This window comes from Agromyces solani, from assembly GCF_058349925.1.
Map to the genome: position 1 here is coordinate 755,663 of NZ_JBYRER010000001.1, position 24,140 is coordinate 779,802.

Consider the following 24,140-nt stretch of genomic DNA (forward strand, 5'->3'; position numbering starts at 1 on the left):
TTCGGGGCCGCAGCCCGCGCCGTCGGGGCGGCGGACCGCCCTCAGTGCGGGAGGAGCTCGGGCAGTGCCGCGAGGTACCCTTCCTCGTCGAAGCCGTCGACGAGCTCGCGCTGCACGACGAATCCGGGGCCGAGGGCGATGAGCACGGGGGTGAGCCGGTCGGCCCACGCCGACGGGTCGCCGTCGACGCGGTCGGGGTTCGCCTCGGCCCACTCGACGAGCTGGTCGTGCAGCGTCGCGCGCAGGCGCGCCAGCACGCCCTGCACGAGGCCGCGGACCTCGGGGTCGTGCGCCGCCTCGGCCCACAGCTGCACGAGGATCCGGCTGAACTTCTCGTGACGCATGCCGTCGACGACGGTCGCCATGACCTCGCCGGGGGAGAGGGGGCGCCCCTCCGCCCTGCGGGCGACGAGCTCGGAGCGCCGGGCCTCGAGGGTTCTGGCGGCCACCGCGGCGACGAGTTCGCGCTTGCCCGCGAAGTGCCCGTAGATCGCCCCCGCCGACAGCCCCGACTCCGCGATGATGTCGGCCATCGAGGTGCGCTGGAAGCCCTGCTCGGTGAACGCGCGGAGCGCTGCGTCGAGGATCTCGTCGCGGCGGGCGGCCCGGTACTCGGCGGTCACCTTCGGCATCGGCATCCCCCTCGGTCGCAAACAGAATGAACGTTCTTGACAAGCATAGGCGCCGAGAGCATTCTTATAAAGAACGAACATTCGTTTTGAGTAGTCGTCATGCGACCGTCGGCCGACCCGGCCGCGCACGGGCGCACCAGGGCGGAGGAGACCATGCCACACACCGATGCCGAGAACCGGCACACCCCGATCGGCCGAGTGATCGGCCTGGGCGTCGCGCTCGCCGCGGTCGTCGCCGTCATCGTGCTCGCCTTCTCGTGGCCGTCGGTCACCGCCGAGGCGAAGGACCTGCCGATCGCCATCACGGGTCCCGCCGAGGCGGTCGCCGCGGCCGAGTCCGCCGTCGACGAGCAGCAGCCCGGGGCCATCGCGTTCACCGAGGTCGACGATCGCGACGCCGCAGTCGACGCGATCGAATCCCGTGAGGTGTACGGCGCCGTCGTGCTCGGCGAGGAGCCCGAGGTGCTCACCTCGTCGGCCTCGAGCCTCGTCGTCGCGCAGCTGCTCGGCGGCGTGGCATCCGGCCTCGAAGAGGGGGTCAACGCGCAGGCCGCAGCGGCCGCGGCAGCCGCGGGCGCGCCCGCGCCGCCGCCGCACATCACGGTCGCCGTGACCGATGTCGTGCCGCTCGCCGACAGCGATCCGCGCGGTACGGGCCTCGCGGCCGCGCTCTTCCCGCTCGTGCTCGGCGGCATGATCGGCGGCATCGCGATCTCGCTCGTCGTGATCGGGGCGATGCGTCGCGTGCTCGCCGTCGTCGTGTACTCGGCGGTCGGCGGGCTCGTGCTCGCCGGCATCCTGCAGGGCTGGTTCGGGGCACTGCAGGGCGACTACTGGCTCAACGCCGCCGCGATCGGGCTCGCGCTCGCGGCCATCGCCGCGCCGATCACCGGGTTCGTCGCGCTGTTCGGCCGGGCGGGCATCGCGGTCGGGCCCGTCGTCATGCTGCTGTTCGCCAACCCGATCTCGGCCGCGACCGTCCCGAAGGAGTTCATCGCCGAGCCGTGGGGCGACGTGGGGCAGTGGTTCCCGCCGGGCGCCGCGGCGACGCTCGTCCGCGAGCTCTCGTACTTCCCGGCGGCCGACACGACCTTCCCGTGGCTCGTGCTCGCCGGCTGGGCCGTCGGCGGCCTGCTGCTCTCGGTGCTCGGGCACTTCCGCACCGCGGGCGGCGCGGAGCCCGACGACGAGGCGGCCGCGGAGACCTGACGCGCCGCCCACGACGCACCCCGCCCGGCGGACGCCGGTGCGGGCCGCGTCAGCCCGCGAGCTCCTTGCGGCCGTTGATGATGCCGCTCACCGCGGCGACGACGGCGAAGACGACCGCGACGATCGGCTGGCCCATGATCCACCACGCGATCGCCGCCGACGAGAACACGGCGATCTCGACGAGTGCCTTCACGAACGCGTCGACCCGGAAGACGGCCTTGGGCGATCGGAAGAGCCCCCACAGGAGGATCGCGAGCGCGGGAGCGCCGATGCCGATGAGCAGGCCCGGCCACGGCAGCGCGAACTCGGTGAAGCCGAAGATGCCGAGCGAGACGATCGCGAACAGCTCGAGGAAGAACCGGAGGATGTCGTTCGGCCCGATCTTCGGCTGGGCGGGCTCGGCCGGCTGGGGTGCGGCCGGCTGGGGTGCGTTGCTCACAACCCTCGAGTCTACCCGCGCCCGCTCAGCGGGTCCGCGCGGCTCAGCGGAAGATGATCGTGCGGGCGCCGTCGAGCAGCACCCGGCGTTCGGCGAACCACTTCACGGCCTGGCTGAGGGTGCGGCTCTCCTCGTCCTGGCCGATCGCGACGAGCTCGGCGACCGATCGCGAGTGGTCGACCCGCACGACGTTCTGCTCGATGATCGGCCCCTCGTCGAGGTCGCTCGTCACGAAGTGCGCGGTCGCGCCGATGAGCTTCACGCCGCGGGCGTGGGCCTGCCGGTAGGGGTTCGCGCCCTTGAAGCCCGGCAGGAACGAGTGGTGGATGTTGATGCACCGGCCGGCGAGCGTCTCGCACAGCTCGGGGGAGAGGATCTGCATGTACCGGGCCAGCACGACGAGCTCGATGTCGTGCTCGTCGATCGCCTCGAGCAGGCGACGCTCGAACGCGGCCTTCTCGTCGGGGCTCGTCACGGGGGCCGACTCGAACGGCACCCCGTAGAAGTCGACGAGGTCGCGCAGCGTGCCGTGGTTCGAGAGCACGAGCGGGATCTCGACCGGCAACTGCCCGGCGCGCTGGCGGAAGAGCAGGTCGTTGACGCAGTGCCCGGCGGTCGAGGCGAGCACGAGCGTGCGCAACGGCCGCCCGACCTCGTCGAGGTGCCACTGCATGCTCCAGCGCTCGGTCACCGGCTCGAGCGCCGCCTCGAACTCGCGGCGCGTGGCGGGCGACTCGACCTGCAGGCGCATGAAGAACCGACCTGTGTCGAGGCTCGCGAACTGCTGGCTCTCGGTGATGTTGCCGCCCGACGCGACGATCGCCCCCGAGATCGCGTGCACGATTCCGGGTCCGTCGACGCAGCTCAGGGTCACGACCCAGTGGTACAGGCGTTCGGGCGCGGCAGCGGTCGTCATCCGCCCAGATTACCGGCCCGGGATGCCTCAGCCGACGCTCGGTGCCGCCGTGACGGGCTCGTCGCCCGAGAAGACGGCCTGTCCGGCCGGGCCGACGCGTTCGCCCAGGCGATGGCGCACCGTCATCGTCTGCACGTCGTCGAGGTCCTCGGCGAGCCAGAATCGTGCGGACCCCCGCCGGTCGAGCTCGAACGAGTGCCAGGTCGCGCCGTCGACGACGAGGTCGGCGTCGACGCCGGCGATGCCGTCGGTCACGTCGATGCGCCAGACCACGCCCCTCCAGACGAACAGCTTCAGGCGGGGCGGTTCCGCGAGGTGCACGGCGAACTCGGTCGCCTCGGACCGGTTGCCCGCCACGTCGACCTGCACGGCCCGGAAGACCGAATCGCCGGCGGGCACGCCGTCGAGCGTGAGCGACCACGCGCCGTCCGCGTCGGCGGTCGTCTGCCACCCGGAGGTCGTCAGCGCCGTCATCGCGAATCCGGCAGTCGCCGCACCGTCGCTCACGGTGATCGAGGCACCGGGCTCGGCGGTGCCGGAGACGACGGGTTCGACGAGTCCGCCGCCGGTGTCGGGCTCGAAGACCGCCGGTGCGAGCGCCTCGGTGTCGACCGGGGTCGGGGTCGGGGTGGGTGTGGGGGTCGGCGTCGGCGGCGGTGCGGGCGACTCGGTCGGCGCCGGAGGCGGGGCGGTCGGCGACGGGGTGCCCGGTGCGGGCACGGGGTCCGCGACAGGGGCATCGCCCGGACTCGGAGCGTCATCGGCCGGCTCGTCCGCGGGCGGAGCCACGGCGGCGGGCGCCTCGACCGGGCCGGCGGCGGGCGCCTCGGCGACGGCCTCGTTCGCCGGGGCCGCGGCCGGAGCCTCGGTCGGGACGAGGCTCGGCACGATCACCGCCGCGGCGACGGCCGCCGCGGCGAGCACGAGCACGCCGGTGCCGATCGCGATGCCGGTGCCGCCGACCGTTCCTGCGACTCCCGTCCCTGCGGCCGTGCCGCCCGCGCCGGAGGCGCCCGCGCCGCTCGCGCCGGCGGTCCCGCTCGCGCCGGCCGCGCTCGCTGCGCCGACCGCGCCCACGCCGCCGGCGCCCATCGCGACGTTCGTCACGGGCACGCCCTGCGAGAGCCAGGCCGAGTAGGCCGTCGCCCCGCCGATGCCCGCCGCGAGCGGCAGGAGCACGAGTGCGAGGCGCGAGCCGACCTCGCGCGCCTCGGCCGCGACGATCGTGCAGCGGGCGCAGTCGTCGAGGTGCGCCTCGAGCTTGGTCGTGTCGCGCGTGCGCAGCTTTCCGCGGGTGTAGGTGCCGAGGCGGTCGATCGTCCACCGGCATTCGGGTTCGACGGCGTTCTTGAGGTGGGCCTGGATCCACGCCTGGCGGAGGCCCTCGCGCGCGCGGTAGGCGAGCGCCGCCGTGGCGTTGGCGCTCATGCCGACGAGCGGCGCGATCTGCTGCGGAGTCATGCCCTCGACCTCGCTGTACCAGAGCACCTCCTGCCATCGGGTCGGGAGCGACCGGAACGCCTGCGCGGTCGTCGAGCGGTCGAGCGCCTCGAGGGTCGCCGCCTCGTTCGTCTCCGGGTCCTCGAAGGACTCGAGCGTCTCGAGGTTCGTCTCGTGCCTGGCGCGGCCCCAGCTCGCGGCGGTGTTGCGGATCGTCGTGAAGAGGTACGGCCGGAACGCGGCCGTCGGGCCCTTGCCGGCGAGGATCGCGTCGTAGATCCTGGTGAACGACTCGGCGACGAGGTCGTCGGGGTCGAGGGAGCTGTACGAGCGCGCGACCGTGCGTCCCGAGGCCGCATGCCGCTGCCAGAGCTCGCCGTAGGCGGCGGAGTCGCCCCGTCGAGTGCGCTCGATGAGCGCGGCGTCGGCGGCGTGATCGGTGCGCACGGGCGGCACGCGCGGCTCCTTCTGGTCGGTGGGGCGGATCGGTGGTTCGGGTCGTCGCCCGGCGCGGGCGAAAGGTCGTCCACTGAAGAGACGCGTCGCAGGGGAATTCATGACGCGGAACGGCGAACCCACCAATTCCACCAGATCCCGGCCGCGAATTGGGTCACGATCGTCACCGAGGAGCAGCCGGGACGCGGCCGACGCCCGAGGTTTCCGGCGGTTCACCGCCCTCCGATTCGTGGTCGGGATCATTCCGAAGAAAAAATCTCCGGAAGTCGCGTCATGGAACCGTGATCCCCCCGTCTCATGTGGTGAGGGCATGAACACGCCCTCGAGACCGCCGTCTCGGCGACCCGAACACCGAGATGGCCGCCGGGTACCCGCCGGCGGGGCAGCGGTGGCGCCGGGGGAGGCGCCGTCGCTCGAACGGGCAGGGGTCCGGAGGCGATGGGGAACACGCCTCGGGGCCCCGCCCCACGCCCCACCCTGCAGGGAACACGCCACTGGGAACACCCCGAGGGGGAACACGGCAGCGCGCCCTGGCAGTCCCGCCCCACGCCCCACGCTTCAGAGGACACGCCACTGGGAACACCGCAGGAACACGGCAGCGTGCCCTGGCGGAGCGGTGAACGCCGATCAGACCAGGCGCGCGCCCGCGGTCCAGACGGCCTGCACGTCGAGTTCGTCGCCGAGCAGCACCGCGTCGGCGGCGAAGCCGCGGTCGAGACGGCCGAGGTCGTGCGCGCGCCCGATGGCGGCGGCCGGGACCATGGTGAGCGCCGCGATCGCCTGGTCGAACGGGATGCCGCAGTCGACGACCGTGCGTCGCAGCGCCTCGTCGAGGGTGAGCGTCGAACCCGCGATCGAACCGCCCTCCCGCAGTCGCGCGACGCCTTCGGCCACCACCACCTCGAGCGAGCCGAGGATGTAGTCGCCGTCCGCCGCTCCGGCGGCGGCCATCGCGTCGGTGATGAGCGCGACCCGCCCGGATGCGCCGGAGAAGGCGAGCTTCACCACGTCGGGGTGCACGTGCACGCCGTCGTTGATGATCTCGAGCGTGACGTGGTCGGCGTGCATCGCCGCGACCACCGGTCCGGGAGCGCGGTGGTGGATCCCGCGCATGCCGTTGAAGGCATGGGTGAGGATGGAGGCCCCGGCCTCGAACGCCGCGAGCGCCGTGCCGAAGTCGGCGCTCGTGTGGCCGACCGCGACCACGACGCCCGCATCGACGAAGCGGGCGATCGCCCCGGCCGCGCCCTCGTGCTCGGGCGCGATCGTGATCTGCCGCAGCGTACCGGCGGCCGCGGCGAGCAGCGTGTCGACCGCGTCGTCGTCGGCCGTGCGCAGGAGCGCCGGGTCATGCGCGCCGCGGAAGCCGTCGTCGAGGAACGGCCCCTCGAGGTGCGAGCCGAGCACACGCGGATCCCGCGCCGCGAACCGCTCGATCGCGGCGACCTGCTCGGCGAGCCGATCGACCGGTGCGGTGACGAGCGAGAGCACCGTGCGCGTCGTGCCGTGCGCGTTGTGCACCGCGAGGATGCGCTCGATCGCCTCGTCGCCCTCGTCGGCGGCCGCGCCGCCGGCGCCGTGGCAGTGCAGGTCGATGAATCCGGGCACGAGGAACCGACCCGAGGCATCCGTGACGCTCGTGGAACCGTCGATCGCGGCGCGCCATCCGTCGCCGAGTCCGCGCTCCGCGATGCGGTCGCCCTCGAACCGCACCCATGCGTCGGGGACGCTGTCGAAGCCCGACACGAGACGCGCCGAGTGGATGACGGTGGAAGGCGAGGAAGCTTCGGGGGTGCTCACCTAAGCAACGATAACGTCGTACCCGTGGTCGGCGAGACGCGCCAACTGCTCCTCGGTGACGCCCGAATCGGTGATGAGCGTCGAGAACAGCCGGCGGGGCCCGATCTGCGCGAAGGCGCGCTTGTCGAGCTTCGACGAGTCGGCCACGAGCACCGGGTGCGTCGCGCGCGACGCCATGAGCGCGTTGACCGCGGCCTCGCGTTCATCGTGCGACGTCGGTCCGATCGCGGGGTCGATGCCGTTCACGCCGATGAAGGCGTAGTCGAGGGTGACGCTGCCGAGCACGGCGTCGGTGTACGCGCCGACGAGCTCGTACGAGCGCGCGTGCACGACGCCGCCCGTGACGACCGTCTTGATCTGCGGCCGGATCGCCAGCTGCATGGCGATGTTGATCGCGTTGGTCACGACGGTGAGGCTCGGATCGGTGGCGGGTTCCATGATGTCGGCGCGCGACATGAGCGCCTCGACGATCGCCGTGGCCGTCGTGCCGCCGCAGAGCCCGATGACGGCGCCGCGCGGCACCATCGCGCTCGCCGCCCGGGCGATCGCCGCCTTCGACTCGGGGTTCTGCTGGTTCTTGTAGCGGATCGGCAGGTCGTACGCGACCGAGTGGGCGACCGCGCCGCCGCGCGTACGGGTGAGCAGCTGCTGACTCGCGAGGGCGTCGAGGTCTCGTCGTGCGGTCGCGGGCGACACGTTCAGCCGGTCCACGATCTGCTCGACCTCGACCTGACCGCCGTCGGCCAAGAGGTCGAGCACGGCGCTCAGCCGTTCAGCGCGGTTCATCCGTTCCCGTCCTTCCCGGCCTCGGCCGAGGCGAAGAGCCGCAGCATCCGGCCCGCTTCGATGCGCACCGCGTCGCGACCCGCCGCGACGTACTTGCGAGAGTCTACGGCGGTCGGGTGTTCCGCGAGGAACTCGCGGATCGCGCCCGTGAACGCCTTGTTCAGGTGGGTCGACACGTTGATCTTGGTGAGGCCCGCCGCGATGCCGGCGACGATCGTCTCGTCGGGCACGCCCGACGAGCCGTGCAGCACGAGCGGCACGGGCACGGCCGCGCGCAGGCGTGCGATGAGCCCGAGGTCGATCGCGGCGACGCGCTCGGTCATCGCGTGCGACGAGCCCACGGCCACCGCGAGGGCGTCGACGCCGGTCTCCGCGACGAAGCGCACGGCCTCGTCGGGGTCGGTGCGCACGCCCGGGGCGTGGGCGCCGTCCTTGCCGCCGATCTCGCCGAGCTCGGCCTCGACGAGCACGCCGCGCTCCGCCGCCGCGGCGACCACCCGCTGCGTGGTCGCGACGTTGTCGCCGAAGTCGAGCTTCGCGCCGTCGTACATGACCGAGCCGAAGCCGAGGTCGATCGCGCGCAGGGCGAGCCCGGCGTCCTCGGCGTGGTCGAGGTGCACGGCGATCCGCGCGCTCGACCCCTCCGCGACGGCGAGCGTCGCACGGGCGATCGGCTCGAACGCGCCGTGGTAGCGCACGCAGTTCTCCGACAGCTGCAGGATGACGGGCAGGCCCGTGTCCTCCGCCGCGCCCACGAGGGCCTCGGCCGTCTCGAGGTGCAGCACGTTGAAGGCGCCGACGCCGGTGCCGGCGGCCGCGGCCGCCTCGAGGATGGTGCGGGTGGGCGTGAGCGTCATGCGGTGGCTTCCGGGTCGATGGCGGGGAGGACGTCCACCGGGTCGCCGTCGATGTCGACGACGACCCGGGACTCGAGGCTCGCGTGCTCGGGCGAGAGCGCGCCCGCGAGCGGCATGAGCACGGCCGACGCCGACCACGCGGTGGCGCGGCGCGCGAGGGCGACGCGTGCGTCGCGCTCGGCCGGATCGGTCGCGAGGGTCGGTGCGGCGGCGAGGGCGGCCGCGATCGCCGCGACGGCGGCGTCGCCGGCGCCGGTCGCGTTGCCGCGCAGCGGCTCGGCGAGGCGGGCCCGGATGCCTCCGGCCTCCGCCGCCGCGACGACCATGAGCCCCTCGGCGCCGAGCGAGACGACCACGAGCTCGGCGCCGGCCTCGATGAGGGCGTGCGCGCCCGCGACCGGGTCGGCGATGCCGGTCACCTCGGCGAGCTCGTCGCGGTTGGGCTTCAGCACGGTCGCGCCAGCACGTGCCGCGGCGACGAGGGCCGGCCCACTGGTGTCGACGATGACGGCGGCGCCCGCGGCGGTCAGCTCGGCGACGAGGGCGGCGAGATCGGACGGGTCGAGGCCGGGCGGCAGGCTGCCCGAGATCGCGACGACGGATGCCGTGCGCCCCAGGCGGGCCGCCTCGGCGAGGAGCGTCGCGGACTCGGCGGTCGCGAGCGGTGCGCCCAGTTCGTTGAAGATGGAGGTCTCGCCGGTCGCCTCGTCGACGAAGGCGAGGCTGCGACGGGTCTCGCCGGCCACCGGTACGACGCGATGCGCGATGCCGCTGCGCTCGAGGTCGGCGACGAGGCGGTCGCCCGCGCTTCCGCCCGCGGTCGTGAGCGCGAGCACGTCGTGGCCCTGGGCGGCGAGCACACGGGCGACGTTGAGGCCCTTGCCGCCCGCTCGCGAGACGCCGGCCGGCACCCGATGGGTCTGGCCGGGGCGGAGTTCGTCGACGTGCCAGGTCAGGTCTTCGGCGGGGTTCGGGGTGACGGTGAGGATCACGAGACCGGCTCCCCGGTGCGGGTGGGGGACGTGCCCGCGCCGCGGCTCGATCCGCCCGACGCGACGAGGTCGCGGGCGGCGAGCACCGTGCCGAGCAGGCCCGCGTCGTCGCCGAGCGAGGCGCGCACGAGCACGGGCCGCCGGTGGAAGCTCAGCAGTGCGTCGAGGCGCTCGCCGAGGGGGTCGAACAGGGCGGGCCCCGCCTGGGACAGCCCGCCGCCGATGACCACGGCCTCGGGGGCGAGGTTCGCCACGAGCCGCGCGAGTGCCTGGGCGAGCGCCTCGACGGCGTCGTCCCAGATGCGTCGCGCCGTGGAATCGCCGGCGGTCGCCGCGTCGAGCACCTCCCGCGCACCGCCGACGGGCTCGCCGGTCGCCGCGGCATAGCGCCGCGCGATCGCCCCAGCCGAGGCGATCGTCTCGACGCAGCCGATGGCCCCGCACGCGCAGCGCTCGCCGGCGGGGTCGGCGAGCGAGTGCCCGAACTCCCCGGCGTAGCCGCCGCCGGCGTACGGACGCCCGCCGATGAGGATGGAGCTCGCGATGCCGGTGCCGATCGCGAGCACGACGGCGTCGTCGTAGCCGCGTGCGGCGCCGAGCCGGTGCTCCGCGTCGCCTGCGGCGCGGACGTCGTGGCCGAACGCGACGGGCAGCCCGAGGGCGCGCTCGGCGAGCTCGCGGATGGGCGCGTCGCGCCAGCCGAGGTTCGACGAGAAGATGCCGATGCCGCTCGCCTCGTCGACGAGCCCCGGCACGCTCACGCCCGCCGCGACCGGCACGACGCCGGGCGAGTCCGTGCGGAGCGCCGCGGCGAGCTCGGCGAAGGAGGCGACGATCGCGCCCGCCGGGTCGGTCGCATCGAGCGGCGTCGGCGTGCGCCGGAGCCCGAGCACACGGCCCGAGGCATCCACGAGGCCCGACTTGGTGTCGGTGCCGCCCACGTCGAACGCGAGCACCGCGGCACCGGGTCCGAGCGGAGGCGGGCCGTTCCTCGTCGGCTCAGCGGTCATGGGGTCAGCCCTCGAGGATGACGGAGCGCGTGAGGTTGCGGGGCTGGTCGGGGTCGAGCCCGCGGGCGATCGCGCGGGCCAGGGAGACGCGCTGCGCGCGCACGAGGTCGGCCATGGGGTCGAGCGAGCTCGTCTCGAACCGCGCGCCGGTCGCGGCGACGTCGGCGGCGAGCCCCTCGGGCGCCTCGCCGAACTGCCAGGTCACCCGGCCCGGGGCGGCGATCGCGATCGGGCCGTGGCGGTACTCCATCGACGGGTACGACTCCGTCCACGACTGCGAGGCCTCGCGCATCTTGAGCGCCGCCTCGTGGGCGAGTCCGACGCCCCAGCCTCGGCCGAGGAAGGTGTACTGGTCGGCCTCGACGAGGGCGGGGTCGAGCTCGGCCGCGAGGGCTCGCTCGGCGTCGGCGATCGCGGGGGCGAGGTCTTCGCCGAGGGAGGCGCGGAAGAGGGCGAGCGCGGTGGTGGCGAACCGGGTCTGCACGACCGACTGCTCGTCGGCGAAGGGCAGCGTGATGGCATCGTCGACGAGGTCGACGAGCGGCGACGAGGCGTCGCCGATGACGCCGATCGTGCGCACGCTTCCGCGCAGCTGCTCGACGAGCTGGAGCACCTCGGTGGTCGTGCCCGAGCGGGTGAGCGCGACGACGGCGTCGTAGTCGCGGAGCGCGAACGCCTCGGAGGCGGCGAACGCGTCGGTCTCGCCGTGGCCGCCCGACTCGCGGAGCCACGCGTAGGACTGCGCCATGAACCAGCTCGTGCCGCAGCCGACGACCGCGATGCGCTCGCCGCGGCGGGGGAGTCGCGACTGCTCGTCGTGCAGCTCGGCCGCGCGTGCCCACGTCTCGGGCTGCGAGGCGAGCTCGGCGGCCATGTGGGCGGCGGGTGCGGATGCGCTGGGCACGGTCACGGGGATCTCCAGTCGATGGGCGAGCCCGGCGGAGCAGGGCACTGACGCAGCAATGATTGCAGATGACTGCAATCCGTGTCCACCGATCATGGAAAAGATCGTTTCCCAATGCCATCCCGCAAAAGGGGGGTTTGTGAGGGATCTGAACAAAATCTGATAACAAATGGCTCCCGCGGCTTGACGGCCGTGAGGCATCCGGAATAGATTGCCCAGCGTCGAATGAACGCACCTGATCGTTTGTTCGACGAAACGTTCATGAAACTGCAACTGATTTCACGATCGCTGCAGCTTTCGAGCGAACGCACCGGCGCGTGACCCTTCGCCGCTGGTGCACCGACCACCAGAGTGAGGAAGCATTCAATGAAGAAGTCACTGCGCCTGGGCGCCGCGGTCGCGCTCGCGGCCACCGCGTCGCTGACGCTCGCGTCGTGCGGTTTCGGCGGCGGCAACGGCGACGGCGGCGACGCCTCCGGCGAGACCACGCTCAACATGCTCGTCCCGAGCTACTCCGACGCCACCCAGGCCAACTGGGACACGGTCATCGAGGGTTTCGAGGCGGAGAACCCCGACATCGACGTCGAGCTCGAGGTCCAGTCGTGGGACAACCTCGAGTCGGTCATCACGACGAAGATCCAGGGCGGTGAGGCGCCCGACATCTACAACGGCGGCCCCTTCGCCGGCTTCGCCGCCGACGGCCTGCTCTACGAGACGAAGGACGTCGTCTCCGACGACACCTACAGCGACTTCCAGGACTCGTTCCTCGCGAACGCCGAGGTCGACGGCACCGCGTACGCCCTGCCGCTCATCGCGTCGGCGCGCGCCCTGTTCGTCAACAACGACCTCCTCGACCAGGCGGGCGTCGAGGCCCCGACCAACTGGGACGAGCTGCTCGACGCGGCGACCAAGATCTCGAAGCTCGGCGGCGGCGTGGCCGGCTACGGCATGCCCCTCGGCTCGGAGGAGGCGCAGGCCGAGGCGGCCGTGTGGCTCTGGGGAGGCGGCGGCACCTTCGGCGACGCCGAGGAGATCACGGTCGACATCCCCGAGAACCTGCCCGGCGCCGACCAGATCAAGAAGATGATCGACGCGGGCGCCACGCAGGCCGACCCGGGTTCGACCGACCGCACCCCGCTCATGGAGATCTTCGTCCAGGGCAAGATCGGCATGCAGGTCGGCCTCCCGCCGACGGTCGGCCAGATCGAGGACGGCAACCCCGACCTGAACTACTCGATCGTCCCGATCCCCACGCAGGACGGTTCGCCCTTCACGCTCGGCGTCATGGACCAGCTCATGGCCTTCCAGAACGACGGCGACAAGCAGGAAGCGATCAAGAAGTTCTTCGACTACTACTACTCGGCCGACGTGTACGTGCCGTGGGTGCAGGCCGAGGGCTTCCTCCCCGTCACCAAGTCGGGCGCCGAGCAGCTGCAGGACGACGAGGCGCTCGCGCCGTTCCTCGAGGTGCTGCCCGACGCGCAATTCTACCCGAGCTCGAACCCGAAGTGGCAGGCCACCGACGGTGCGTTCAAGGCCCTGTTCGGCCAGATCCAGTCGAAGCCGGCCCAGGACGTGCTGACCGAGATCCAGGCGCAGGTCGACGCGAGCTGACGCTCGTCTCGATCGCACACGGAAAGGGTTCGGTGATCCTCGCACCATGAGCTCCACGACCGACGCATCACCGAACCCGACGGGGGCGGCCGCAGGCCGCCCCCGTTCCGGGGGATCGCCGGCAGGCGGGAAGGGCGCGAAGCCCGCTCGCCGCGGCAAGCCCGGCGGCCGCGACCTCGCGGCCGCGCTTCCCTGGATCACCCCCGCGCTGATCCTCATCTTCGGCGTCGTGCTGTTCCCGGCCGTCGTCATGTTCTACAACTCGACCCGCGACATCTCGCTGTCGGGGCTCGACAAGGGATCGGTCGGCTTCGACAACTACGTCGAGGTCTTCCAGTTCCCGTACTTCTGGCCGATCTTCTTCCGCACGATCGTCTGGGTCGTCGTGGTCGTCGCGTTCACCGTCGTGATCTCGCTCGGCCTGGCCCAGATCCTCAACAAGGCCTTCCCGGGCCGTCAGCTCGTGCGCCTCGTCGTCATCATCCCGTGGGCGGCCTCGGTCGTCATGACCACGATGGTCGTCTACTACGGCCTCGAACCGTACTTCGGCATCATCAACAAGTTCCTCGTCGACATCGGGCTCGTCGACACCCCCGAGGGCTACGGCTGGACGAAGAACCCGACCACCGCGTTCATGTGGTCGATCATCGTCGCCATCTTCGTGTCGCTGCCGTTCACGACGTACACGATCCTCGCGGGCCTCGCGACCGTCCCGGGCGACACGCTCGAGGCCGCGAAGATGGACGGCGCGGGCTCCGTGCGCACCTACTTCACGATCGTGCTGCCGCAGCTGCGCGGCGCGCTCAGCGTCGCCGTGCTCATCAACATCATCAACGTGTTCAACTCGCTGCCGATCCTGAGGGTGATGACCGGCTCGATCCCCGGCTACGACGCCGACACGATCATGACGATGATCTTCAAGTACATCCAGAACCAGCACAAGGTCGACGTGGCCTCGGCGCTCTCGGTCGTCGCCTTCGTGATCGTGATCGTGATCGTCGCGATCTACGTGAAGGTCGTCAAGCCCATGAAGGAGGTCGGCGAGTGACCGTCACCGAAACCCGCGCGATGCTCGCGAGCGACACCGGCCGTGGGGCATCCGGCGGTCAGACGCCGCCCCGCAAGCGTCGGTACACCGAAGACCAGGTCTCGCTCGGCCGCGTGCTCCTGCGCATGTTCGCGGGCCTCATCGTGCTCGTGGTCTTCATCGTGCCGTACCTCATCATGTTCTTCGGCTCGGTCAAGACGAAGTCGCAGATCCTCTCGGTCGATCCCACCTACTTCCCCACGGAGTGGCACTGGGAGAACTACATCGACATGTGGTCGACCCCCGAGACGCCGCTGCCGCAGAACATGATCTCGACGATCGTGATCTCCGTCTTCGCGACGCTGCTCGTGCTCGCGGTGGCCCTGCCCGCCGCGTACTACACGGCGCGCTTCAGGTTCCCGTTCCGCTTCGTGTTCCTGTTCCTCGTGATCGTCACGCAGATGCTGCAGCCGGCCGTGCTCACCTCGGGCCTGTTCCGGCAGTTCACGACGCTCGGGATGATCGACACCTGGGCGGCGATGATCTTCATCAACGCGGCATTCAACCTGTCCTTCGCGGTGTGGATCATGCACTCGTTCTTCGCGGGGATCCCGAAGGAGGTCGACGAGGCCGCGCAGATCGACGGCGCGGGCCGGCTCACGGTGCTCTTCAAGATCAACCTGCCGCTCGTGTGGCCCGGCATCGTGACGGCGATCGTCTTCACCTTCGTCGCGTGCTGGAACGAGTTCGCGGCCTCGCTCGTAATTCTGTCGACGGCGGGCAACCAGCCGATGTCGGTCGCGCTCACGAAGTTCGTCGGCCAGTACTCGACGAGCTGGCAGTACGTGTTCGGCGTCTCGATCGTGGCGATCATCCCGGTGGTCGTGCTCTTCATGCTCATCGAGAAGCGCCTCGTCGGCGGCCTCACGGCGGGCAGCGTCAAGTAGCGCGCGCCGCGCACACGGCAGGCGGATGCCTCGGGCCCCGAGGCATCCGCCGTCGTCGTTCCTGGCGGCGACCCGGTGCGGGCCACCGAGCTCACGCCGATCGGGAGGAGAACGCACGATCGGGAGGACCCGTTCGCCGATTCCGTCCTCCCGATCGTGCGATCTCCTCCCCGCGCACGCGCGTCACCCGCGGTGAAGCCCTTGGGCGATCGCCGTGCAGACCTCCAGCTCGATGCGATCCCAGTCGAAGAGCACCTCCTGGTAGTCGTAGCGGAAGACCGTGTAGCCCATCAGCCGGAGTCGCCGGTCGCCGGCGATATCGCGTCGCCGTTGCTCGGCCGACCGGTGGAATCCGTAGCCGTCGATCTGGAGCACGAGCCGGTCGCCGATGAGGCCGTCGACCGGGTGCCCGTCGATCGCAACCTGCTGCCGAACGATGACGCCGATGCGCGCGAGCCTCGCGACCGGGAGCGACTCGATGCCCGAATCCGACAACTGCGAGCACGCCTCGAGGACGCGCCGCCCGGACGCACTGCGCATCGGCAGCCGCTCGAGCAGGTCGACGGCGACGAGACGCTTGCGGACCGCGGACTCCCACGTCGCGAGCGCGGATTCGAACGGTTGGCAGTCGGCGAGTTGCCAGAGCGCATTCGCGATCGGCTCGACGAGCGCGTAGCGACCGACCGCGAGCGGGCGTGAGCTCCAATGCACGATTGCGTCACCCGGGCGCGCGTGACCCGAGTGCGGGGGCACGGCGAGGTGGAAGCGGCCGTCCTCGAGCGTCCACACCCCGTGATGCGCGGCGGCGGTCAGGCAGGCGAGCCGACCGCCCGAACCGGCGGCGCGCAGCAAGCCCGGTTTCGGGCGGGCGGTGCGCAACCAGTCGCGGCGCACCCGCCCGATGCTGGTGGACGCGATCGCCGAACGGATCGCATAACGCGTGAAGCCTGCTCGGAGGGCGTCGTGCACGTGCGCGACGCCGCCCCGCCGGTCGATCCAGTGCTCGAGCTCCATCCCGCAATCATCGGTCGCGTCGTCCGCCGCGACCGTCGCAGGGCGCGTACTGAGGAGAATCTGCGCGGATCATCGTTGTCGAGGACGAGCGGGGAAGCCGGACGGGAGGAGATCGCACGATCGGGAGGACCCGATCGCCGATTCCGCCCTCCCGATCGTGCGATCTCCTCCCGAGCGAACCGACCGCGGCAGCAGGGGCGCGGGCGCACGCGACGCTGGCCGGGGCGACTCGGCCCAGTCGGCCCCGCCGACCTGGCCGCGGCTACTCCGCCCAGTCGACCCCGCCGACCTCGCGGTAGGCGACGCCCAGGCCGTCGAGGTGGGCGCCGAGCGTCGGCAGCCGCGACCGGAAGCCCTCCTCGTCGCGCGCGTCGGCGGGCGACCACCCGACCTCGGCGATCGCGGCGATGCGGGGGAACACCATGAACTCGAAGTCGGCCGCGTTCGAGAGCGTCTCGGTCCAGACCGAGGCGACGACGCCGAGGATGTCGGCCTCGTCGAGCCCCTCGACCGTCTCCTCGGGCTGCCACGCGTAAGCTTCTTCGAGCGTGATCGTCGAGGCCCAACGCGTGCCGAGCTCGGTGCCGAGCGGGCCCACGGGCCGGTCGGGATACATCATGTCGAGGTACGTCGTGTCGGCCGGCGCGAGCACGAGCCGGCCGCCCTGCTCGAGGAACGATCGCGCCTGCCCGGCCGACTCGGGGTACGGGCGCACGGGTTCGTCGCGGCGGTTCGCGGGCATCTCGTGCGCGGCGGTCAGGTCCCAGTAGTGCCCGATCGTGCCGGGCGGCAGCTCGCTCGAGGCGCCCATCTCGTGGTACGCGATCACGGTCTTGCCCGTCGCGGCGGCAGCGGCGGTGATGCGTCGCGTCAGGTCGAGGAAGTCGGAGGGCTCCGTCGCGAGCGGCTCGTCGCCGCCGACGTGGATCCACGGGCCGGGCGTCATCTCGGCGACCTCGCCGAGCACGTCGGCGAGGAAGCGGTCGGTCGCCTCGGCGCGCGCCGGGTCGGCGCACAGCGTGGAGAAGCCGACCTCGATGCCCTCGTACGGTGCAGGCGCGACGCCGTCGCAGTTGAGCTCGGGATACGCGCTGAGCGCGGCGTTCGTGTGCCCGGGCAGGTCGATCTCGGGCACGACCGTGATGAACCGCTCGGCCGCGTACTCGACGATGCGGCGGTAGTCGTCCTTCGTGTAGAAGCCGCCGCCGTCGCCGCCCACCGAGGTCGAGGCGCCGATGCCCGTGAGCTCGGGCCACGAGTCGATCTGCAGGCGCCAGCCCTGGTCGTCGGTGAGGTGCAGGTGCAGCACGTTCAGCTTCATGAGCGCCATGCGGTCGAGGTGCTGCAGGACGTACTCCACCGGGAAGAAGTGGCGTGCGACGTCGACGAGCGAGGCGCGGTAGGCGAACCGCGGCCGGTCGGCGATCGACGCGGCCGGCACCCGCCAGCCGCCCTCGGGCGCGTCGGCGCCGACCGCCTCGATCTCGCCGGGCAGCATCTGCCGGAGCGACTGCGTGCCCCAGTAGAGTCCGGCGGGCGCGGAGGCGGCGATCCGCACGCCGTCGGCGCCGCTCTCGAGCGTGTACCCCTCGTCGCCCTGCACCTCGGGGTCGATGACGAGTTCGATGTCGGATGCCTCGGCCGAGCCGGTCTCGACGGGCAGGTCGTAGCCCGTCGCGGCGCGGAGCGGCGTCGCGAACGTCTCGGCCACGGCGGCGGCGCCCTCGCCCGAGACGATGAACCGCGTGCGCTCGCCGAGCGTGAAGTCGCCGCGGTCGGTCAGCTCGAACCGGGCCGGGGCCGGGACGATGCCGGCGAACCCGGTGTCGCCCGGGTCGGCCGAGCAGCCGGAGAGCACGAGGAGCGAGGCGGCCACGGCGACGGCGGTGCGGACGGTGGCGCTCGGCATCGGTGCCTCCTGGACGCGAAAGATAGGAATCTTGACGAAAAGGTCTCGGGGGACATCCTGCCACGGAACGGCGAGCGGGCGGAAGACCGACGGGCCGGTCGTCCGCCGCCTCCCGACCGCGCCGGCCCCGCGAACGGGCGGCGGCCGGAGGCATCCGTTGCTATGCTTGCTCGCGTCGCGACTGGCGTTGAGATGGATTCCCATCGGGGAGCGACTGGTACGGACCGACCGCACGCCTGGGCCGGTACGCCTTCCTCCGCGCGAGTCGCAGAGGCAGCACCCCTTAAGGTCCGTACGTCATGAAGGAGCCAGTCTTGGCCGAATCCGTCTTCAACGCGCCCCTCTCCGAGGTCGACCCCGAGATCGCCGAAGTTCTCGAGCTCGAACTCGGTCGCCAGCGCGACTACCTCGAGATGATCGCGAGCGAGAACTTCGTTCCCGTCTCGGTGCTGCAGTCGCAGGGCTCCGTGCTCACCAACAAGTACGCCGAGGGCTACCCCGGTCGCCGCTACTACGGCGGCTGCGAGTACGTCGACGTCGCCGAGTCGCTCGCGATCGAGCGCGCGAAGTCGCTCTTCGGCGCCGAGTACGCCAACGTGCAGCCGCACTCGGGCGCGACCGCGAACGCGGCCGTGCTCTCCGCGATCGCGACGCCCGGCGACACGATCCTCGGCCTCGAGCTCGCCCACGGCGGGCACCTCACGCACGGCATGAAGCTCAACTTCTCGGGCAAGCTCTACAACGCGGTCGCGTACGGCGTCGACCCCGAGACCTTCCTCGTCGACATGAACGTCGTCCGCGAGAAGGCCCTCGAGCACCGCCCGCAGGTCATCATCGCCGGCTGGTCGGCGTACCCCCGCCAGCTCGACTTCGCGGCCTTCCGCGAGATCGCCGACGAGGTCGGCGCCAAGCTCTGGGTCGACATGGCGCACTTCGCCGGTCTCGTGGCCGCCGGCCTGCACCCGAACCCCGTGCCCCACGCCGACGTCGTCTCGTCGACGGTGCACAAGACGATCGGCGGCCCGCGCTCTGGCTTCATCCTGTCGCGCGACATGGAGCTCGCGAAGAAGCTCAACTCGAACGTGTTCCCCGGGCAGCAGGGCGGCCCGCTCATGCACGTGATCGCCGCGAAGGCGACCGCGTTCAAGATCGCCGCATCGGCCGACTTCAAGGACCGCCAGGAGCGCACCCTCCGCGGCGCGAAGATCCTCGCCGAGCGCCTCACCGCCGACGACTCGCGCGCCGCCGGCGTCGACGTGCTGACGGGCGGCACCGACGTGCACCTCGTGCTCGCCGACCTCCGGAACTCGAAGATCGACGGCCAGCAGGCCGAAGACCTGCTGCACGAGGCGCTCATCACGGTCAACCGCAACGCGGTGCCCTTCGACCCGCGCCCGCCGATGGTCACCTCGGGCCTGCGCATCGGTACGCCGGCGCTCGCGACCCGCGGCTTCGGCGACGCCGAGTTCACCGAGGTCGCCGACATCATCGCGCTGACGCTGCAGGGCGAGGCGGATGTCGCGGCGCTCCGCGCCCGGGTCGAGGCGCTCACGGCCGCGTTCCCGCTCTACCCCGGCCTGCAGCAGTAGGCCATCGCGCCGGGGCGGCGATCGTCGCCCCGGCGCAACGCCCGCCCCGAGGCATCCGCCCGTTCGCCCACCCGCTCGCCCACCGAGGAGCCCCATGACCGCCATCACCCTCGACGGGGTCGCCACGGCGTCCGCCGTGAAGCACGAACTCGCCGGCCGCATCGCGCAGCTGAAGGCGCGTGGCGTGACGCCCGGCCTCGGCACGCTGCTCGTCGGCGACGACCCGGCGTCGCGCTCGTACGTCGCGGGCAAGCACCGCGACTGCGCCGAGGTGGGCATCGAGTCGATCCGCGTCGACCTGCCGGTCACGGCGACCGAGGCCGATGTGCGCGCGGCGATCCGCGACCTCAACGCCGCCCCCGAGGTGACCGGGTACATCGTGCAGCTGCCGCTGCCCGCGGGGCACGACGAGAACGCGATGCTCGAGCTCATCGACCCCGACAAGGACGCCGACGGGCTCCACCCCACGAACCTCGGTCGGCTCGTGCTCGGCATCGAGGGCGAGCTGCACTCGCCGCTCCCGTGCACGCCTGCGGGCATCGTCGAGATGCTGCAGCGCTACGACGTGCCGATCCGCGGGCGCCACGTCACCGTGATCGGCCGAGGCCTCACGGTCGGCCGTCCGCTCGGACTGCTCTTCACGCGCAAGGGGCTCGACGCGACCGTCACGCTCACGCACTCGCGCACGCAGGACCTGGCCGCTGAGGTGCGCCGTGCCGACATCGTCGTGGCGGCCGTCGGCGTGCCCCACCTCGTGAAGCCCGAGTGGATCAAGCCCGGCGCGGCCGTGCTCGACGTGGGCATCACCCGCGTGCAGGACGAGGAGACCGGCAAGGGCCGGCTCACGGGCGACGTCGACCCCGGCGTCGCGGCGGTCGCGGGCCACCTCTCGCCGAACCCCGGCGGGGTCGGGCCGATGACCCGCGCGATGCTGCTCGCGAACGTCGTGAAGGCCGCCGAGCTGCGCGTCGCCTGAGGCAGGGACCCCGCGCGCCGATCCGGCCGCGCCCGCGCCAGGTGGCGAACCGTTCACCCACGCGCCACTCCGGCGCCACCTCGGCTCCGTAGCCTGCCCGCATGGCCGAGTCGAAGACCGATCAGCGCGGCGCCGCCGTCGCGATCATTCCGGCGCGCGGCGGGTCGAAGGGCCTGCCGGGCAAGAACCTCATGCGGCTCGGCGGGGTCTCGCTCGTCGGCCGCGCCGTCGCCGCCGCCCGAGCCGCGCGCAGCGTCACCGCCGTGGTCGTCTCCACCGACGACGAGGAGATCGCCCGCGTCGCGCGGGCCGCCGGCGCCGCCGTCGTCGACCGGCCGGCCGACCTCGCGGGCGACACCGCGGCGAGCGAGTCGGCACTGCTGCACGCGCTCGACGAGCTCGAGATCGAGGGGCCGCTGCCTCCGGTGACGCTCTTCGTGCAGGCGACATCGCCCTTCATCGATCCCTCCGACCTCGACGCGGCGGTCGCCCGGGTCGCGAGCCACGAGGCCGACAGCGTGTTCGCGGCCGTCGAGAGCCACGCGTTCGTGTGGCGGGCCGCCGGAGACGGCTCGGTCTTCGGCGCCAACCACGACGCCGCCGTGCGGCACCGGCGGCAGGAGCGCGAGCCCGAGTTCCGCGAGACGGGGGCCTTCACGGCGATGCGCACCGCGGGCTTCCGGGCCGCCCGGCACCGGTTCTTCGGCCGCATCGCGCCGCAGGTCGTGCCGCCCCTGCACGGCGTCGACATCGACACGGCGGCCGACCTCGTCATCGCGCGGGCGCTCGTCGACCTCATCGACCGGCCGGCCCGGGTCGTCGACGTCGACGCGGTCGTCACCGACTTCGACGGCGTGCACACCGACGACACCGCGTGGATCGACACCGAGGGTCGCGAACTCGTGCGGGTGAGCCGCAGCGACGGGCAGGGCGTCGCCCGCCTGCACGCGGCCGGCATCCCGGTGCTCGTCCTCTCCGCGGAGACGAACCGCGTGGTGGCCGCGCGCGCGGCGAAGCTCGAGGTCGACGTGCTCCAGGGCATGCACGACAAGGCGCCGGCGCTCGCCGAGTGGGCCGAGGCCCGAGGCATCCCGCTCGATCGCATCGCGTACCTCGGCAACGACGTCGGCGACCTGCCCGCCATGGCGCTCGTCGGCTGGCCCCTCGCCGTGGCCGACGCGGTGCCCGCCGTCCGCGATGCCGCCCGCCTCGTCCTCGAGGCGCGGGGCGGCGACGGCGCCGTCCGCGAGCTCGCCGAACTCGTGCTCGCGTCCCGCGAGCGGGGCGCCGCGCCCATCGACGGGGACTCAGCCCCGATCGCACCGTCCGCAGATCGATCGACACCGCAGGGAGCCCTCGCATGAACACCGTCCGCATCGGCCGATCGCTCATCGGCCCGGGTCAACCGGTCTACGTGATCGGCGAGATCGGCCTCAACCACAACGGCGACGTCGAGGTCGCCAAGCGCCTCATCGACGTGGCCGTCGAGGCGGGCGCGCAGGCGGTCAAGTTCCAGAAGCGCACTCCCGAGATCGCGACGCCCGAGCACATGCGGGATGTCCCGCGCGAGACCCCGTGGGGCACGATGAGCTACCTCGAGTACCGCCACCGGGTCGAGTTCGGGGAGTCGGAGTACCTCGAGATCGCCTCGTATGCGATGCGCTCGGGCCTCGACTGGTTCGCCTCGCCGTGGGACGTGCCCTCGGTCGCGTTCCTCGAGCGCCTCGACGTCGTCGCGCACAAGGTCGCGTCGGCATCGATCACCGATCTCGCGCTGCTCGAGGCGCTCGCCGCGACGGGCAAGCCCGTCATCTGCTCGACCGGCATGTCGACGCTCGAGGAGATCGACCGGGCCGTCGAGGTGCTCGGCACCGAGCGGCTCGTGCTCATGCACGCTACGTCGAGCTACCCGATGCCGCCGGAGGAGGCGAACCTGCGCACGATCGACACGCTGCGCCGGCGCTACCCGGGCGTGCCCGTGGGGTACTCGGGGCACGAGCGCGGCCTGCAGATCTCGCTCGCCGCGGTCGCGCTCGGCGCCGTCGCGGTCGAGCGCCACATCACGCTCGACCGCGCGATGTGGGGCTCCGACCAGGCCGCCTCGCTCGAGCCGGCGGGCTTCGAGCACCTCGTGCGCGACATCCGCGTCATCGGCGAGGCGATGGGCGACGGCGTGAAGCGCGTCTTCCCCGGCGAGGAGGCGCCGCGAGCGAAGCTCCGCCGCGTGCCGGCGCTGTGAGCGAGACGTCCGCGTCGGGGCGTCCGTCTGCGCCGCGCGGCGCGCGCCGGCGGCTCGTCGTCGTCGCGGACTCCGATTCGTACGTCAAGTGGGGGGCGTCGTTCGCCTCGCGCCTGCCCGACGGCTGGGGGGCGGAGCTCCTGCTGGTCACGACGCCCGTCCTGCCGAGCGACCGTCAACTCGGCGCGGCGCTGGCCGGGTCGACGTTCCACCCGAAGAGCGTGCGTCGGATCAGCCTCGCCTCGCTCGAGCGCCGGCTCCTCGCACGGCGCCCCGACGCGGTCATGCTCGCCCTGCGAGGACCGCTCGTGCGGGTGGTCGCCCCCATGGTCGGCGCGCTGCCGGACCGCCCGGTGATCATGAGCGGGTTCCCCGGCCTCACCATCCCCGCGGTGCCGAAGGCCGTGATCTACCGCGAGCAGGTCGACCTCGTCGTGCTGCACAGCCGCCGGGAGGTGCGCGAGTTCGAGGCGCTCGCCGACGCCCTCGGCATCGACGTCCGCTTCGGTCTCGCGACACTGCCGTTCCTCGCGGTCGCCTCGCACGCCGACGGGGCGACCGGCGACGGGGATGCCTCGGCGCCGGAGCGGCCGGCCATGTCGCCCGCCGACGGCGACCTCGTGTTCGCCGCGCAGGCCAAGGTCCCGGCCGAGCTCGACGACCGCGTGCGGATGCTCGGCTGGCTCGCCGACGCGGCCCGTCGGCGACCGGGGCGACGCGTCGTCGTGAAGGTGCGTGCCCGCCGCGGCGAGGCCCAGACCCACGCCGAGGCGCACGACTACGCGGACCTGCTCGGCGACCCGGCCGTGCGGAAGCGGCTGGGCGGCAGCCTGCCGCCGAACCTCGTCGTGGAGGACGGCCCGATGGCGCGGCAACTCGAGCGCGCGGCCGTGCTCGTCACCGTGAGCTCGACCGCCGTGCTCGAGGCGGTGGCGTCAGGGGTCCCCGCGATCCTCGTCGACGAGTTCGGGGTCGGCCCGCAGCTCATCAACACCGCGTTCGAGGGCAGCGGCCTGTTCGGCGACGGCCGGGCGGTCGCCGAGTGGGCGGGCCGGCGGCCCGCTCCGGGATGGCTCGACGACAACTACTTCCACGGCACCGGCGCCGACGACTGGGCCGGAGCCCTCGAGGCGCTCGTCGTCGAGCGGTCCGACGGCCGGCTGCCCGTGCGGGTGCGCCGCTACGACCTCGCCGGCGGCGCCCTGCGTCGTGCGTTCGAGCGCAAGCGCATGCTCGGGCGCTACGACCGCTCGGTCGCCGGGGCGGTCTCGATGGCGGTCGCGATCCCGTCGCGGTGGGCGGTGCGCCGGGCACGGGCGGTTCGGCGACGGTTCGCCGGTCCGGAGCCGGCTCCCGTCCTCGTCGACGCGGCGTGAGTCGGCCC

General features: G+C 72.5%; 21 protein-coding genes and 1 riboswitch. Of the genes, 9 read left to right on the forward strand and 12 right to left on the reverse strand.

The window, feature by feature from the left end:
• Positions 1 to 41 precede the first annotated feature (41 nt).
• Positions 42 to 632: a TetR/AcrR family transcriptional regulator gene (locus AC3RJ7_RS03505; protein ID WP_491454439.1), complete on the reverse strand. Its 591-nt coding sequence runs from the start codon at positions 630 to 632 to the stop codon at positions 42 to 44.
• Positions 633 to 785: 153 nt separating this feature from the next.
• Here AC3RJ7_RS03505 and AC3RJ7_RS03510 point away from each other — a divergent pair, with 153 nt between their 5' ends.
• Positions 786 to 1,841 (forward strand): hypothetical protein, encoded by a 1,056-nt coding sequence (locus AC3RJ7_RS03510; RefSeq protein WP_491454440.1) that lies wholly within the window; start codon positions 786 to 788, stop codon positions 1,839 to 1,841.
• Between the two features lie 49 nt (positions 1,842 to 1,890).
• Here AC3RJ7_RS03510 and AC3RJ7_RS03515 read toward each other — a convergent pair whose 3' ends face one another.
• The 9 genes from AC3RJ7_RS03515 to AC3RJ7_RS03555 all read right to left on the reverse strand — a co-directional run bounded on the left by AC3RJ7_RS03515 (position 1,891) and on the right by AC3RJ7_RS03555 (position 11,411).
• Complete coding sequence (locus AC3RJ7_RS03515) at positions 1,891 to 2,280, reverse strand: YrdB family protein (protein WP_491454441.1); 390 nt, start codon at positions 2,278 to 2,280, stop codon at positions 1,891 to 1,893.
• A 43-nt stretch (positions 2,281 to 2,323) separates the two neighbouring features.
• On the reverse strand, positions 2,324 to 3,196 hold the full coding sequence (gene purU / locus AC3RJ7_RS03520) for a formyltetrahydrofolate deformylase (protein WP_491454442.1): 873 nt from the start codon (positions 3,194 to 3,196) through the stop codon (positions 2,324 to 2,326).
• Between the two features lie 27 nt (positions 3,197 to 3,223).
• Positions 3,224 to 5,092 (reverse strand): sigma-70 family RNA polymerase sigma factor, encoded by a 1,869-nt coding sequence (locus AC3RJ7_RS03525; protein WP_491454443.1) that lies wholly within the window; start codon positions 5,090 to 5,092, stop codon positions 3,224 to 3,226.
• Between the two features lie 627 nt (positions 5,093 to 5,719).
• A complete protein-coding gene (nagA, locus tag AC3RJ7_RS03530) occupies positions 5,720 to 6,892 on the reverse strand; it encodes an N-acetylglucosamine-6-phosphate deacetylase (protein WP_491454444.1) in 1,173 nt (390 codons plus the stop codon).
• Complete coding sequence (locus AC3RJ7_RS03535) at positions 6,893 to 7,678, reverse strand: DeoR/GlpR family DNA-binding transcription regulator (protein ID WP_491454445.1); 786 nt, start codon at positions 7,676 to 7,678, stop codon at positions 6,893 to 6,895.
• On the reverse strand, positions 7,675 to 8,535 hold the full coding sequence (locus AC3RJ7_RS03540; protein WP_491454446.1) for a class II fructose-bisphosphate aldolase: 861 nt from the start codon (positions 8,533 to 8,535) through the stop codon (positions 7,675 to 7,677). Before AC3RJ7_RS03540 ends, AC3RJ7_RS03535 begins: the two co-directional genes overlap by 4 nt.
• Positions 8,532 to 9,527, reverse strand: a complete 996-nt coding sequence (locus AC3RJ7_RS03545; RefSeq protein ID WP_491454447.1) for a 1-phosphofructokinase family hexose kinase — start codon at positions 9,525 to 9,527, stop codon at positions 8,532 to 8,534. The genes AC3RJ7_RS03540 and AC3RJ7_RS03545 overlap by 4 nt, the downstream gene beginning before the upstream one ends.
• The gene (locus AC3RJ7_RS03550; RefSeq protein WP_491454448.1) at positions 9,524 to 10,537 is read right to left on the reverse strand and encodes an ROK family protein; all 1,014 of its coding nucleotides are present in this window, start codon (positions 10,535 to 10,537) and stop codon (positions 9,524 to 9,526) included. The genes AC3RJ7_RS03545 and AC3RJ7_RS03550 overlap by 4 nt, the downstream gene beginning before the upstream one ends.
• A 4-nt stretch (positions 10,538 to 10,541) precedes the next feature.
• Positions 10,542 to 11,411, reverse strand: coding sequence for an SIS domain-containing protein (locus AC3RJ7_RS03555; RefSeq protein ID WP_491455222.1), 870 nt, complete (start codon positions 11,409 to 11,411; stop codon positions 10,542 to 10,544).
• A 396-nt stretch (positions 11,412 to 11,807) separates the two neighbouring features.
• On the opposite strand from AC3RJ7_RS03555, the gene AC3RJ7_RS03560 reads away from it, so the two are divergent.
• From AC3RJ7_RS03560 to AC3RJ7_RS03570, 3 genes are read left to right on the forward strand one after another with little or no spacing between them, the layout of a single operon-like run.
• Positions 11,808 to 13,055, forward strand: coding sequence for an extracellular solute-binding protein (locus AC3RJ7_RS03560; protein WP_491454449.1), 1,248 nt, complete (start codon positions 11,808 to 11,810; stop codon positions 13,053 to 13,055).
• Between the two features lie 46 nt (positions 13,056 to 13,101).
• The gene (locus tag AC3RJ7_RS03565) at positions 13,102 to 14,103 is read left to right on the forward strand and encodes a carbohydrate ABC transporter permease (protein ID WP_491454450.1); all 1,002 of its coding nucleotides are present in this window, start codon (positions 13,102 to 13,104) and stop codon (positions 14,101 to 14,103) included.
• On the forward strand, positions 14,100 to 15,029 hold the full coding sequence (locus AC3RJ7_RS03570; protein ID WP_491454451.1) for a carbohydrate ABC transporter permease: 930 nt from the start codon (positions 14,100 to 14,102) through the stop codon (positions 15,027 to 15,029). Before AC3RJ7_RS03565 ends, AC3RJ7_RS03570 begins: the two co-directional genes overlap by 4 nt.
• 183 nt (positions 15,030 to 15,212) lie before the next feature.
• Here the strand turns inward: AC3RJ7_RS03570 and AC3RJ7_RS03575 are convergent, their stop codons facing one another.
• Entirely contained in the window at positions 15,213 to 16,043 is an 831-nt protein-coding gene (locus AC3RJ7_RS03575) for an endonuclease domain-containing protein (protein WP_491454452.1), read from the reverse strand.
• A 262-nt stretch (positions 16,044 to 16,305) separates the two neighbouring features.
• Positions 16,306 to 17,952, reverse strand: a complete 1,647-nt coding sequence (locus tag AC3RJ7_RS03580) for a beta-N-acetylhexosaminidase (RefSeq protein ID WP_491454453.1) — start codon at positions 17,950 to 17,952, stop codon at positions 16,306 to 16,308.
• 167 nt (positions 17,953 to 18,119) lie between these two features.
• A riboswitch (ZMP/ZTP riboswitch) is annotated at positions 18,120 to 18,201 on the forward strand.
• 65 nt (positions 18,202 to 18,266) lie between these two features.
• On the opposite strand from AC3RJ7_RS03580, the gene glyA reads away from it, so the two are divergent.
• From glyA to AC3RJ7_RS03605, 5 genes are all read left to right on the forward strand, one after another.
• Positions 18,267 to 19,541, forward strand: coding sequence for a serine hydroxymethyltransferase (glyA, locus tag AC3RJ7_RS03585; protein ID WP_491454454.1), 1,275 nt, complete (start codon positions 18,267 to 18,269; stop codon positions 19,539 to 19,541).
• A 94-nt stretch (positions 19,542 to 19,635) separates the two neighbouring features.
• Positions 19,636 to 20,517 carry a bifunctional methylenetetrahydrofolate dehydrogenase/methenyltetrahydrofolate cyclohydrolase gene (locus AC3RJ7_RS03590; protein WP_491454455.1) on the forward strand — a complete coding sequence of 294 codons (882 nt, stop codon included), beginning with the start codon at positions 19,636 to 19,638 and terminating at the stop codon, positions 20,515 to 20,517.
• A gap of 101 nt (positions 20,518 to 20,618) precedes the next feature.
• Positions 20,619 to 21,881 (forward strand): cytidylyltransferase domain-containing protein, encoded by a 1,263-nt coding sequence (locus tag AC3RJ7_RS03595; protein WP_491454456.1) that lies wholly within the window; start codon positions 20,619 to 20,621, stop codon positions 21,879 to 21,881.
• Entirely contained in the window at positions 21,878 to 22,756 is an 879-nt protein-coding gene (locus tag AC3RJ7_RS03600; protein WP_491454457.1) for an N-acetylneuraminate synthase family protein, read from the forward strand. The genes AC3RJ7_RS03595 and AC3RJ7_RS03600 overlap by 4 nt, the downstream gene beginning before the upstream one ends.
• Positions 22,753 to 24,132 (forward strand): DUF6716 putative glycosyltransferase, encoded by a 1,380-nt coding sequence (locus tag AC3RJ7_RS03605; RefSeq protein WP_491454458.1) that lies wholly within the window; start codon positions 22,753 to 22,755, stop codon positions 24,130 to 24,132. The genes AC3RJ7_RS03600 and AC3RJ7_RS03605 overlap by 4 nt, the downstream gene beginning before the upstream one ends.
• Positions 24,133 to 24,140: the final 8 nt, after the last annotated feature.

Excerpts from the sequence above, each read along its gene's own strand:
- AC3RJ7_RS03505 (WP_491454439.1), bottom strand. The coding sequence starts at position 632 with ATGCCGAAGGTGACCGCCGAGTACCGGGCCGCCCGCCGCGACGAGATC.
- AC3RJ7_RS03575 (WP_491454452.1), bottom strand. The coding sequence starts at position 16,043 with ATGGAGCTCGAGCACTGGATCGACCGGCGGGGCGGCGTCGCGCACGTG.
- AC3RJ7_RS03590 (WP_491454455.1), top strand. The coding sequence starts at position 19,636 with ATGACCGCCATCACCCTCGACGGGGTCGCCACGGCGTCCGCCGTGAAG.
- AC3RJ7_RS03565 (WP_491454450.1), top strand. The coding sequence starts at position 13,102 with ATGAGCTCCACGACCGACGCATCACCGAACCCGACGGGGGCGGCCGCA.
- AC3RJ7_RS03535 (WP_491454445.1), bottom strand. The coding sequence starts at position 7,678 with ATGAACCGCGCTGAACGGCTGAGCGCCGTGCTCGACCTCTTGGCCGAC.
- AC3RJ7_RS03510 (WP_491454440.1), top strand. The coding sequence starts at position 786 with ATGCCACACACCGATGCCGAGAACCGGCACACCCCGATCGGCCGAGTG.
- AC3RJ7_RS03600 (WP_491454457.1), top strand. The coding sequence starts at position 21,878 with ATGAACACCGTCCGCATCGGCCGATCGCTCATCGGCCCGGGTCAACCG.
- AC3RJ7_RS03560 (WP_491454449.1), top strand. The coding sequence starts at position 11,808 with ATGAAGAAGTCACTGCGCCTGGGCGCCGCGGTCGCGCTCGCGGCCACC.
- AC3RJ7_RS03555 (WP_491455222.1), bottom strand. The coding sequence starts at position 11,411 with ATGGCCGCCGAGCTCGCCTCGCAGCCCGAGACGTGGGCACGCGCGGCC.
- AC3RJ7_RS03550 (WP_491454448.1), bottom strand. The coding sequence starts at position 10,537 with ATGACCGCTGAGCCGACGAGGAACGGCCCGCCTCCGCTCGGACCCGGT.
- purU (WP_491454442.1), bottom strand. The coding sequence starts at position 3,196 with ATGACGACCGCTGCCGCGCCCGAACGCCTGTACCACTGGGTCGTGACC.
- AC3RJ7_RS03580 (WP_491454453.1), bottom strand. The coding sequence starts at position 17,952 with ATGCCGAGCGCCACCGTCCGCACCGCCGTCGCCGTGGCCGCCTCGCTC.
- AC3RJ7_RS03540 (WP_491454446.1), bottom strand. The coding sequence starts at position 8,535 with ATGACGCTCACGCCCACCCGCACCATCCTCGAGGCGGCCGCGGCCGCC.
- AC3RJ7_RS03595 (WP_491454456.1), top strand. The coding sequence starts at position 20,619 with ATGGCCGAGTCGAAGACCGATCAGCGCGGCGCCGCCGTCGCGATCATT.